The sequence below is a fragment of the Novosphingobium resinovorum genome, from assembly GCF_027922145.1.
GTDB classification, from domain to species: domain Bacteria; phylum Pseudomonadota; class Alphaproteobacteria; order Sphingomonadales; family Sphingomonadaceae; genus Novosphingobium; species Novosphingobium resinovorum.
Genome location: NZ_BSFC01000019.1, coordinates 363,566 through 375,095 on the forward strand (window position 1 = coordinate 363,566; position 11,530 = coordinate 375,095).

Annotated in this window: 12 protein-coding genes; 6 read left to right on the forward strand and 6 right to left on the reverse strand. The window is 66.0% G+C overall.

Annotation, left to right across the window (positions count from 1 at the left end; genetic code table 11):
• Positions 1–107: 107 nt before the first annotated feature.
• From PKE80_RS11730 to PKE80_RS11740, 3 genes are all read left to right on the forward strand, one after another.
• The gene (locus PKE80_RS11730; RefSeq protein WP_271182606.1) at positions 108–1,628 is read left to right on the forward strand and encodes a fumarate hydratase; all 1,521 of its coding nucleotides are present in this window, start codon (positions 108–110) and stop codon (positions 1,626–1,628) included.
• Positions 1,629–1,779: 151 nt separating this feature from the next.
• A complete protein-coding gene (locus PKE80_RS11735) occupies positions 1,780–3,198 on the forward strand; it encodes a histidine kinase (RefSeq protein WP_271182607.1) in 1,419 nt (472 codons plus the stop codon).
• Positions 3,191–3,946 (forward strand): LytR/AlgR family response regulator transcription factor, encoded by a 756-nt coding sequence (locus PKE80_RS11740; RefSeq protein WP_036525632.1) that lies wholly within the window; start codon positions 3,191–3,193, stop codon positions 3,944–3,946. The genes PKE80_RS11735 and PKE80_RS11740 overlap by 8 nt, the downstream gene beginning before the upstream one ends.
• Positions 3,947–4,011: 65 nt before the next feature.
• Here the strand turns inward: PKE80_RS11740 and PKE80_RS11745 are convergent, their stop codons facing one another.
• Positions 4,012–4,335 (reverse strand): UrcA family protein, encoded by a 324-nt coding sequence (locus tag PKE80_RS11745; RefSeq protein WP_008830926.1) that lies wholly within the window; start codon positions 4,333–4,335, stop codon positions 4,012–4,014.
• A 266-nt stretch (positions 4,336–4,601) separates the two neighbouring features.
• Here PKE80_RS11745 and PKE80_RS11750 point away from each other — a divergent pair, with 266 nt between their 5' ends.
• The 3 genes from PKE80_RS11750 to PKE80_RS11760 are packed head-to-tail and all read left to right on the forward strand — an operon-like array spanning position 4,602 to position 6,689.
• A complete protein-coding gene (locus PKE80_RS11750) occupies positions 4,602–4,871 on the forward strand; it encodes a hypothetical protein (RefSeq protein ID WP_036525843.1) in 270 nt (89 codons plus the stop codon).
• Between the two features lie 49 nt (positions 4,872–4,920).
• Positions 4,921–5,805: a diacylglycerol kinase family protein gene (locus PKE80_RS11755; protein ID WP_271182608.1), complete on the forward strand. Its 885-nt coding sequence runs from the start codon at positions 4,921–4,923 to the stop codon at positions 5,803–5,805.
• Positions 5,805–6,689 carry a metallophosphoesterase family protein gene (locus tag PKE80_RS11760; protein WP_271182609.1) on the forward strand — a complete coding sequence of 295 codons (885 nt, stop codon included), beginning with the start codon at positions 5,805–5,807 and terminating at the stop codon, positions 6,687–6,689. The genes PKE80_RS11755 and PKE80_RS11760 overlap by 1 nt, the downstream gene beginning before the upstream one ends.
• Before the next feature lie 170 nt (positions 6,690–6,859).
• Here PKE80_RS11760 and PKE80_RS11765 read toward each other — a convergent pair whose 3' ends face one another.
• The 5 genes from PKE80_RS11765 to PKE80_RS11785 all read right to left on the reverse strand — a co-directional run bounded on the left by PKE80_RS11765 (position 6,860) and on the right by PKE80_RS11785 (position 11,400).
• Positions 6,860–7,174 (reverse strand): hypothetical protein, encoded by a 315-nt coding sequence (locus tag PKE80_RS11765; RefSeq protein ID WP_271182610.1) that lies wholly within the window; start codon positions 7,172–7,174, stop codon positions 6,860–6,862.
• Positions 7,175–7,303: 129 nt separating this feature from the next.
• A complete protein-coding gene (locus PKE80_RS11770; protein ID WP_008830931.1) occupies positions 7,304–7,837 on the reverse strand; it encodes a CarD family transcriptional regulator in 534 nt (177 codons plus the stop codon).
• 330 nt (positions 7,838–8,167) lie between these two features.
• Positions 8,168–8,506, reverse strand: a complete 339-nt coding sequence (gene fdxA, locus PKE80_RS11775) for a ferredoxin FdxA (RefSeq protein WP_008830932.1) — start codon at positions 8,504–8,506, stop codon at positions 8,168–8,170.
• 18 nt (positions 8,507–8,524) lie between these two features.
• Entirely contained in the window at positions 8,525–8,830 is a 306-nt protein-coding gene (locus tag PKE80_RS11780) for an RNA-binding S4 domain-containing protein (protein WP_008830933.1), read from the reverse strand.
• Positions 8,831–8,853: 23 nt separating this feature from the next.
• Complete coding sequence (locus tag PKE80_RS11785) at positions 8,854–11,400, reverse strand: helicase-related protein (RefSeq protein ID WP_271182611.1); 2,547 nt, start codon at positions 11,398–11,400, stop codon at positions 8,854–8,856.
• Positions 11,401–11,530 lie beyond the last annotated feature (130 nt).

The following is an 11,530-nucleotide window of genomic DNA, read 5'->3' on the forward strand; positions in this document are numbered from 1 at the left end:
GCCCGTCGATCCGATCAAGCACTTTGACGATCACGCCCATGCGGCTTATGGAGCGGCAAAAATCCGACGTTATCCGCCAGATCGGGCCAAGAAGACCGGAGAATTCCATGACAGAAATGGTGACCATCCGCGAAGAGGACCTCATCGAGTCCGTCGCCGACGCATTGCAGTATATCAGCTACTACCACCCGATGGATTACATCCGCGCGCTGGGCGACGCCTACGAAGCGGAGCAGGGCCCGGCGGCCAAGGACGCCATCGCCCAGATCCTGACCAACAGCCGCATGTGCGCCGAGGGTCACCGCCCGATCTGCCAGGACACCGGCATCGTCAACGTCTTCATCGAGTGGGGCCAGAATTGCCGCCTCGAGTCCGAGCGCAGCTTGCAAGACGTCGTCGATGACGGCGTGCGCCGCGCCTACAACCACCCCGAGAACAAGCTGCGCGCCTCGGTGCTGGCCGACCCCGCCTTCACCCGCCGCAACACCAAGGACAACACTCCTTGCGTGCTGTCGGTGGAGATGGTCCCGGGCTCGAAAATCTCGGTCGACGTCGCGGCCAAGGGCGGCGGGTCTGAGAACAAGTCCAAGTTCAAGATGATGAATCCCAGCGATTCCATCGTCGACTGGGTGATCGAGATGCTGCCGCAGATGGGGGCTGGCTGGTGCCCGCCGGGCATGCTGGGCATCGGCATCGGCGGCACCGCCGAGCATTGCGTCAAGCTCGCCAAGCAGAGCCTGATGGAGCCGATCGACATGGCGCAGCTGAAGCAGCGCGGCCCACAGAACGACATCGAGGCGCTGCGCATCGAAATCTTCGACAAGGTCAACGCGCTGGGTATCGGCGCGCAGGGCCTCGGCGGCCTTGCCACGATCCTCGACGTCAAGATCCTCGACTGGCCGTGCCATGCCGCGGGCAAGCCCGTCGCGATGATCCCGAACTGCGCCGCCACCCGCCACGCGCACTTCACGCTGGACGGTTCCGGCCCGAGCTTCCTCGAGACGCCGAACCTCGACGAGTGGCCCAAGGTCGAGTGGAAGCCGAGCAAGGAAGCGATCAAGGTCAACCTCGACACGCTGACCGCTGAGGAAGTCCAGAGCTGGAAGCAGGGCGATCGCCTGTTGCTCAACGGCAAGATGCTGACCGGGCGCGACGCCGCGCACAAGCGCATCGCCGACATGCTGGCCAAGGGCGAGGAACTGCCGGTCGATTTCAAGGGCCGCGTGATCTACTACGTCGGCCCGGTCGATCCGGTGCGCGAGGAAGTCGTCGGCCCGGCCGGCCCGACCACCGCCACCCGCATGGACAAGTTCTCCGACACCATGCTCGACCTCGGCCTGCTCGCCAGCATCGGCAAGTCCGAGCGCGGCCCGGCGGCGACCGAGTCCATCGCCAAGCACAAGTCGGCCTATCTGATGGCGGTTGGCGGCGCGGCCTACCTCGTCGCCCGCGCGATCAAGGAAGCCAAGGTCGTCGGCTTCGCGGACCTCGGCATGGAGGCGATCTACGAATTCACCGTGCAGGACATGCCGGTGACCGTGGCCGTCGATTCCGAAGGCAAGAACGTCCACACGCTGGCCCCGCCGGTGTGGAAGACGAAGATCGCCGAGGAACACCTGCTGGTGTGATTTCTTTCCCGTGACCCCGGCGCGCGCCGTCGGGGTCACGGAACTGCCCTCACACACCCACCTGCGTCATTGCGAGCGTAGCGAAGCAATCCAGGGCCGCGTAAACCGCCCTGGATTGCTTCGCTACGCTCGCAATGACAAAACGGGGGGCGTGAGCTGCCAGCCCCCTTCGACCAACGACAATCTCCGTCCGATGGAAGGTGTGGTGCGACGAACCGTTTTCGCGCTAGACCGGGCGGTAATGTCCGAAGCAGCACCCCCTCCCCGCGTTCCGGCGCGGCTCGTCCTCCTGTCGCTGGCGGCCTTGTGGGCCTGCTACTTCATCGTGGCCAGCTTGCGCGGTCTGGTCATGGGGTTCGACCTCGACTGGTCGTTCCTGTCGCGGCGCCTGACGATCTGCATCGTCTCGATGCTGGTAATGGCCGCCGTCTGGCCGCTGCTGCAGCTGCTGGATCGCAAATCGGGCCGGGTCCGCTTCGCCATCGTGCTGATCGGCGCGTTCCCGCTGTCGCTGGTGCTCAGCATCGTCAACGACGTGATCTTCTCCGACATTGAACGCCCGGCAGCCTACGGCAGCGAGGAAGATGCGGCAGCGGTGGCTGCGGGCAACGTGCGCATCACGCAGGACGAGGCCGGCAACATCCTGGTGGACCTGCCCAAGATCCTGCCGCCGCCCGCTCCCCCCGCCCCGCCAGCACCTGGCTCCAGCGAGGTTCCGGACGAGCCGACGGATGCGCCGAGCGAGGAAAGCGGCGCAGCCCGGCCGCAGCATTCCTCGGCGATCACGATCAAGACCAACTCTGCCCTCGGCGCCAATTTCGGGCGCTGGGCGAACATCGCCGACACGGCGTTCGGACGCTACTTCCTCGTGCTCGCGTGGGTGGCGCTCTACTTCGCGCTCGCCAAGGCCGAGGAGGCCCGCGCGGCAGAACGGCGCGAGGGCGAATACCGCCGCGCCGCCGAACAGGCCGAACTGCGTTCGCTGCGCTATCAGGTGAATCCGCATTTCCTGTTCAACACGCTCAATTCGCTGTCGGCGCTGGTCATGGTCGGACGGCAGGACGATGCCGAAGAGATGATCCAGACGCTGTCGACGTTCTACCGCCGCACTTTGTCAGGTGATCCCACCAACGATCTTTCGCTGGTTGACGAGATAGAGCTGCAGCGCCTTTACTTCGCGATCGAGGCAGTCCGCTTCCCCAATCGATTGCTAACGCATATCGATATTGACGAGGCCGTTCTCGATGCGAAAGTTCCGGGCATGATATTGCAACCGCTCGTCGAGAATTCCGTGAAGTATGCCGTCGCCGCGACGCAGCGGCCGGTGACCATTGCCATCGAGGCGCGGCGCGAGGGTGGCCAGCTCGTCGTCGCCGTCCATGACGATGGACCCGGAGAGATGAGCGGCGAGTTGAAGATCAAGACCGAGGGCTGCGGCATCGGCCTCAACAACGTGCGCGACCGCCTGCGGGCGCGTTACGGGGAGGCTGCGACGATCTCCTACGGCAAGCGCCCGAACGGCGGTTTCGCGACGATCCTGCGCATGCCGCTGGAGGCGGGTAATGTCTGAGCCCGAAGGCGCCGCGCCCGCCGCTCCCCTGCGCACCCTGATCGTCGACGACGAGCCGCTGGCTGTCGAGCGCATGCAGGTGATCTGCTCCCGGATCGAAGGGATTTCCGTGATCGGCACGGCGAGCGACGGCCAGGCCGCGTTGCGCCTGATCGATGCGCTGACGCCCGACCTGGTGCTGCTCGACCTGACGATGCCGGAGACCGACGGGCTCACCGTGGCGCGCACGCTGGGCGGCCGGCCGGACGCTCCGGCGGTGATCTTCGTGACCGCGCACGATGAGTTCGCGGTCGAGGCGTTCGATCTCGATGCGGTGGACTATGTCCTCAAGCCGGTGGCGCCTGATCGCCTGCAGCGCGCCGTGACCCGCGTGGTGTCGCGCCGGGGCGAGCGGGCTCAGGTTCCGGCGCTCAGCCAGTGGCTCGACGAATTCTGGGTGCCGCACCGATCCGAACTGGTGCGCGTGCCCGCCGCCGAGGTCCAGCGCATCGATGCCGAGCGCGATTACGTGCGCCTGCATGTGGGGACGCAAAGCTACCTGCTGCTCCAGACCATCACGAGTCTGGAGGAGCGCCTCGACCCTGAGCGGTTCATCCGTATCCATCGCAGTTGCATCCTGCAGCGCAGCCACGTTTCGGGCTTGCGTCACGAGGGGCTTGGCGTCTGGTCGGCGGAAACGGCGGACGGAGAGGCCTTGCGGATCGGTCGAACGTATCTTCCCGGCGTAAAGAAAATGGCGGGCCGCTAAGCCCGCCATCAGGATTTTTCCGGGTCTTTTCTTCTTTTGGGACCTGGATTGATGGGGTTTAAGCCTTAGCCGCCGAGGCGGGTGTCGTCGGCCTTGTCGATCGCGGCGGCGACCTGCTGCTGCACGTTCAGGCGGGCCTGACGGTAGCACTCGGTGTCGACGTTGCTGTCGATGTGGGTGCCCGTCGTCGGGCGGCTGACGCGGCAGACGCTGCGGGCGGCCTTGTTGATACGCTTCTGCAGCATGCCCTGCCCTTCGACGGTGCCGAGGTCGAGGTCGGCGTAGCGGACTTCGACGCTCTTGGCGAAGGCGGCCGGGGCCGAGAACAGGCCGACGGTGCAGAGGGCTGCGGCGGCGAAGATGGCGGTCTTGGGTGCGGTCTTGAACATGGTATTTTCCTCCTCACGGTGTGAGCCGTGGGGAAGAACTGTGTTCCGTCCGGCTCGATGAGTGTGATGTGCCTCACATCCGGCACACGATCACGCGAAGGTCGATTGCGGGCAGAAGTGATCCGACGAAGGCGCAGGCGGACGGACCAACGACATTTGTAGTCGACGAACGACATGCAAGATGATGACGCGTCGTGCGCCACGGGCGATCGAATCGTGCGCAATGCGGTGGCGCTGCCGCCGCGCAGTCGATAGACTGGCCGCACATGACCCCCCTGATCCTCGTATTCTGCCTCGGAATCGTCAATTTCGCCGCGCACAAGGCGCTGCTCGAAAGCAACCACCCGATGCTGATGCATGTGCCGTGGTTCTTCCAGGCGCTTGGCGGGCGGCTGAGCCTCATCGTCGAGTTCGTGATGCTGGTGGGTGTGATGATCGTCGCGGCGTCGGGATCGACCGGCTGGGCGCTGCTCTACGCGCTCTATACTGCCCTCAATGGCGTGTCCGCCTGGCTGGTCTTCAGCGGGCGCGTTTGAAGGGAACTTCGCCGGGGAACCCTGCCCCGGCTCGGGCGCTTGTGCGGGCATGACTTCAAACGGCACATCTTCGGCAAAGGTCTGGCTCGTCTGCAACGCGGCCAGCGGCAGCAACAACGACGCGGCGGTGGAGGAACTGCTCGCCGCCTTCGAGGCGGCTGGCCTCGGCTCTGACCGGGTGCTGCGCTTTCCCGACGATCCCGCCCCTCAGCCCGCCGATCTCGATGCGGCGGGCGTGGACATGCTGGCGGTATTCGGCGGTGATGGCACGACGCACTCGGTGGTCATGGAGGCCTATGGCTGGGGCGGTGCCGTGCTGGTGCTGCCGGGCGGGACGATGAACCTCCTCGCCAAGCGCATGCACGGCGACGTACCTGCGCCCGAGATCGTCGCGCGACTTTCCGGCGCGGCCCTGAGCACGGTGCGTCCGCCGGTGATCGTCTCCCGCCACGGCATCGGCCTCACCGGCGCGCTCGCCGGGCCGGGGACGGTGTGGAACGAAGTGCGCGAGGCGATGCGCGCGATGAACGTGATCGATTTCGTCGCCTCGACGCGCGAGGCGATCGCCCAGTCCGCGAACGGCCCGAAAGTCATGTGCGCCGAGGTCGGTAGTACGGAGGTCGACGGGGGACGAGAGGAAGGCTATGCCGCGATCACGGTTGTTCCCAAGGACGACGGCCTGCGAGCGAACGGCTATTATGCCGAGTCGCTGGGGGACTACGCCGGGCAAGGCATCGCCCTGCTCAACCGTAACTTTCGCGACGGCCCGCACGACGAACTGGGCCGTCACCCCAGGCTGCGGCTGGTCTGCCCCACGGGCGAGCCGATGGGCCTGCTGATAGACGGCGAGCCGTTCGACGGCGCCGCCGAGGAAATTTTCGAACTGGGCACCTGCGAGGTCGACCTGGTGACGACGAAGGAGTTCGACGGATAATGCACGGCAAGACGGCCTCGATGTACAACGGTCCGTTGCGGTTGTTCCATCTGAGCGACATCCATTTCGGGTTGGTCGATCAGCAGGCCATCGACTGGGCCAAGGCCTGCATCGATCGTGAGATGCCGCATGCCGTCGCGATCACCGGCGACCTGACCATGCGTGCCCGCCACCCCGAATTCCAGGCCGCGTGCGAGTGGATTCAGGGCCTCGACGTGCCGGTCACGGTCGAGGTGGGCAATCACGACATTCCCTACTTCAACCTCTACCAGCGTTTCTTCGACCCCTATCGCCGGTTCAAGGCGATCGAGCGGATGGTCGAGACCCAGCTGGACCTGCCCAACCTCGCCATCGTGCCGCTGCGCACGACCACGCGCGCGCAGTATCAGCGCTTCCCCTGGTCGAATGGCTGGGTGACCGATCATGCCCTGAAGCAGACGCTGGCGCAGATCGACGCCCTGCCCGAAGGCACGCGCGTCCTCGTCACCTGCCACCACCCGCTGCCTGAGCGCCGCGCGGACGGTAAGCTGCTGACCATCAACGGCACCCGCACGATGAAAGTGCTGGCCGGGCGCAAGGTCATGGCGGTGCTCTCGGGTCATATCCACGACCCGTTCGACCTGACCGAGCAGACATCCGCCGGGCCGCTTCGGATGATCGGTGCGGGCACGCTGTCGAAGCGCATTCGCTCCACACCGCCTAGCTTCAACGAGATCGTGATCGACGGCGACCAGATCCGGGTGACCGCGCGCAATCTGGAGAAGGTGCCGACCCCGGCGATGCAGATCGACGAAGTGCCGGAAAACGCTCTACCTCCGCGCGAACCGGGTGAGCCGGTGTCGCCGGTCGGCAAGGTGCCGCCGGTCGATCCGCCGGTGCATTGAGGCTCGACTAAATCGGGGCTCCGATACGGCGCATCCCCACCCCCTCGTCATTGCGAGCGTAGCGAAGCAATCCAGGACGGTTTGATACTGCCCTGTATTGCTTCGCTACGCTCGCAATGACGAAGTTTGTTGATGTAGTGACGGAAGAGCCACCGCCCTTCCCAGCGCGATCAGATCGCCTTTTCGCGCAAGTCCTGCATCGCGCCGTAATCGTTGCGCGCACGGTCGCAGGCGGCTTCGGAACCGCGCTGGCAGTCGCGGGTGTTCTTCTCGTAGCTGCGGTTGAGCTTGCCCAGTTCCTCATCCCGCTTGCGCAGGGCGCGGCCGCGCTTTTCGTCGGATTCGGACTGGCTGGTGGTGGTCCAGTCGACCGCCTTGCCCGCCACGCGTACCGGAGCGGTGACGATGCTGGCGGCGGTGCGAACGCAGCCCGAGAGCATCGGCAGGGCCATCAACACGGCGAAGGGGACGACAAGACGCTTCATACCGCCAGCTTCACACGCACCAGATGACAGCGCAATGAACAATCGTCTCCAAAACGCCGGACTACAAACGACAGGGGCCGCTCCCTTGCGGAAGCGGCCCCATGGTTCCACGTGGAACGCCTGAAAGGATCAGGCGGTCTCGGCGGTGTCGTAGTACTTGGGCGCGTGCTCGTTGAGGATCGCGAGGATCTTCTTGAGCGCGGCCTGCTCGTCGGTCTTTTCCATCGCCGCGAGTTCGCGGGCCAGGCGCGACGAAGCGGCTTCGAAGATCTGACGCTCCGAATAGCTCTGTTCGGGCTGGTCGTCGGCGCGGAACAGGTCGCGGGTCACTTCGGCGATCGACACGAGGTCGCCCGAGTTGATCTTCGCTTCGTATTCCTGGGCACGGCGCGACCACATGGTACGCTTCACCTTGGGCTTGCCCTTGAGGGTATCGAGCGCTTCGCGCAGGGTCTTGTCCGAAGACAGCTTGCGCATGCCGATCGATTCGACCTTGTTGACGGGAACGCGCAGGGTCATGCGCTCTTTCTCGAACCGCAACACGTAAAGCTCGAGCTGCATCCCGGCGATTTCCTGCTTCTGCAGCTCAATAACCCGACCAACACCGTGCTTCGGGTAAACGACGTAATCTCCAACATCGAATGCATCGATCCTGGTTGCCATGTATCGTCCTTTCACCTGCAGGGTTCCAGTTTGTTCAAATCGGGAGATAACCGGGGGTGCGACAGGGAGACGAATCGTCTCCGCGCCCGGTCAGATCACTCTCCCAACCGTCTGCTTTCGAACCCTGCCTCGCAATGAAAATGCCTGCCGAACGAGCAGAAGGCTCGGGCAGTTGAACGATTATATAGCAGCAATATGCCAAAAAATCCAGAGGCGCGTAAACGTTTCCGTTTCGCGCCTCATGGGTCTTCCGTGGCTCTGTTGCACAAAGCGCAAACCACGGGAATCTGCGGGTTTTGGTCGGCGAGCCTCAGGCCCGCCGCAGCAGGATCAGTCGCCTTCGCCGGGCTCGGGCGAGAAATACTTTTCGAACTTGCCTTCCTCGCCCTTCATCGCGTCGGCATCGTCCGGCGCGTCCTTGCGGGTGGTGAGGTTGGGCCATTCCGCCGAATACTTGGCGTTGATCTCCATCCACTGCTCAAGGCCGCTCTCGGTGTCGGGCAGGATCGCTTCCGCCGGGCATTCGGGCTCGCACACGCCGCAGTCGATGCATTCGCTGGGGTTGATGACCAGCATGTTCTCGCCTTCGTAGAAGCAGTCCACGGGGCAGACTTCCACGCAGTCCGTGTACTTGCACCTGATGCAGGCGTCGGTGACGACATACGTCATGAGTGCGGTATCCTTCCTTCAGGCGTCATTCGATTCGGGCGCAGCTATGGGATCGACGGGCCTGCCGTCAAGCACTCTGTAGCAGCTGACAGCTTCGCTATAGGGTCCGCGCCGTTCGGGCAAGGATAGGACTTCTATCACCCGCACGCCTCCAGCTATCGGAAGCGTCAGCACGTCGCCCGCCGCGATCTTCTGGTGGGCGCGGTCGATGCGACGGCCGTTGAGCCGCATGTGGCCCTCTTCGGCCAGCGTCTGCGCGACCGGCCGGGTCCTGGCGAGGCGCAGGAACCACAGCAGCTTGTCGACGCGCATCCCTGTCGCCATCGGTCCTCCCTACCGCACCCGGCCTACCGCACCATGTCCGCAAGCGCCGCGAAGGCGCCGTCGCGCCGCACCGGGGCCGCGCGCTCGGGCTCGGCCTGGCGGCGGGGCGGACGCCAGCGCCAGCGCACCGGGGCGGGCGGCCCGTGCTGTCCTTCCGCCAGCGCGCGCGGCATCAGCGGCTGGAATCCGCCGAGCCGGAGCAGCCGGGCATAGCTGGAGGTCGTCAGTCCCATCGAGACCGCCCGCGCCGGATCGAGCGCGAAGCTGCCGCGCTTTTCCGCCGCACGAAGTTCATGCGCCTCGCGCAGCAGCTTCTCGGCCATGTCGAGGCGTAGCAATTGCTTGCCAAGCGCGCGGTAGCCGGGCGGCGGGCGATGGTTTCCGGCGGGCAGCACCGGCGGCATGTCGGGAGCGGGCGCTCCGCCCTCTTTCTTGCCCGATACTTTCGCCAGCTGCCGCCACAGCGCAATGACCGGCGTGCGCAGCATGGCGGGCACGAAGAGGTCGAGCGCCCCTACCCGCACGCCCAGCCGCGCCAGCATCGTGCGGCGCTGCTTGTCGAGTCGGTCCAGCCCCGATTCCTCGCGCGCGGTCATGCCGCCGCGCTCGACCAGGGTGATGAGCAGCGCGCGCAAGTCCGACCCGGCGTCGGTCGCGCGGCTTGCCTCGTCCAATTTGGCGAGCGGGGCGAGTGGCTTCAGTGCCGCCTCCAGCCACACTTCCAGCGCGGCGACGAGCGCCTTGCGCGACACGTCGGGCACGGCATCGAGCGCACGGTCGGGCACCATCACCGGCGCCAGCAGCGAGCGGCCGGGCGCGAGGCTCGCCAGCTTCTGCCCGTCCCAGACAAGCGCGCCGTCGGCCAAGGTGATCGCGGCGGTGCCTTCGTGAATGCCCGTGACCAGCGCATCGGCACGCGTGCCGAGCAGCGTGGACAAGTGCTTTTCCGCCGCCGCCAGCAGCAGCTTGCGATCAGACAGGCGCGCGCCGGGATCGACCTGGAAGGTGAAGCCGCGCAGCGAGCCGATGTGCTCGCCCTCGACCAGCACTTCCTCGTCTTCCAGCCGGACCGAGAGCAGTCCGGTATCCGGTCCCAGCTTCTTCATCAGAACGGCCGTCCTGCGGTTGATGAATCGTTCCGTCAGCTTTCCGTGAAGTGCGTCCGAAAGTCGAGCCTCAACCGCACGGGCGCGGGCGGCCATTTCATCGCGCGCGAGTACCCAATCGGGACGCTGGGCGATGTAGGCCCACGAACGGATCGCGGCGATGCGGCCCTGCAGCGTGTCGATGTCGCCGCCGGTGCGGTCCAGTTGCGCGATCTGCCCGGCGACGAAATCGGCCCCGAGTTCGCCGCTGCGGAGGTCCTGCCACAGCCGCGCGACGAAGCGCGAATGCGTTTCCACCCCCTGCTGGCGAAAGTCCGGCAGACGGCACACGTCCCAGAAGCGGCGCACCTGCCCGAACCCGCGCACGGTGTCCGCCACCGGCCCCTCGTCCGCGAGGCGCTTGAGCACGGCGAGGTCGATCGCCTCGGGCGCAGGCGCGAGTTCGGGGCGCAGCGGCGGCGTTTCGAGGTCGGCGATTAGGGTGGCGAGGCTGTCGAAGCGGGGCTCGGGCTCGCGCCAGAACAGCTTGGTCAGGGGCGCGAAGCGGTGTTCCTCGATCGCGTAGATTTCTTCTGGGTCGAATTCGGAATCGTGGCCGCCGGTGCCGGTGAGCGTGCCGAAGCTGCCGTCCTTCTGGTGGCGCCCTGCCCGCCCGGCGATCTGCGCCATCTCGGGCGGCGTCAGGCGGCGGTGGCGACGGCCGTCGTACTTGGAGAGGCCCGCGAAGGCGACATGCTCGACATCGAGGTTGAGGCCCATGCCGATCGCGTCGGTGGCGACGAGGTAGTCCACCTCCCCCGACTGGTAGAGCGCCACCTGGGCGTTGCGCGTCTGCGGGCTGAGCGCGCCCATCACCACCGCCGCGCCGCCCCGGAACCGGCGCAGCATTTCGGCGATGGCATAGACCTGCTCGGTCGAGAAGGCGACGATGGCGCTGCGGGGCGGCACGCGGCTGAGCTTCTTCGCGCCCGCGTGAGTCAGGGTGGAGAAGCGCGGGCGGGTGACGACCTCCACCCCGGGCACCAGTGCCTTCACCAGCGGCTCGGCGGTGGAGGAGCCGAGGATCATCGTCTCCTCCCTGCCCCGTGCGTGCAGCAGGCGATCGGTGAAGACATGGCCGCGCTCGCGATCCGCCGCCAGTTGCGCCTCGTCGATGGCGACGAAGGCCATCGAGCGTTCGGACACGGGCATCGCCTCGGCCGTGCAGAGCAGGTAGCGGGCGTTCTTCGGCTCGATCCGCTCCTCGCCAGTGATGAGCGCGACGCTGGCCTCGCCCTTGATCTTGACTACGCGGTCGTAGACCTCGCGCGCCAGCAGGCGCAGCGGGAAGCCGATCATGCCGCTGGAGTGGGCGCACATCCGCTCGATCGCGAGGTGTGTCTTGCCGGTGTTGGTCGGGCCAAGCACCGCCTTCACCGCGCCGGGAGCGTCCTTTAATGCCGAGCCGTTCCGGTGCTGAACCATTATGCCGGTGAATGTGGCACCGCAGCCCGCCGCTCGCAAGACTCGGGGTATCCCGCAGACCCCCCTGAATCCACAGTCTTAGGATGTTCGTAACCTTGTTCGGGCAGGGAAATTGCGCGAGGTCCGCCGC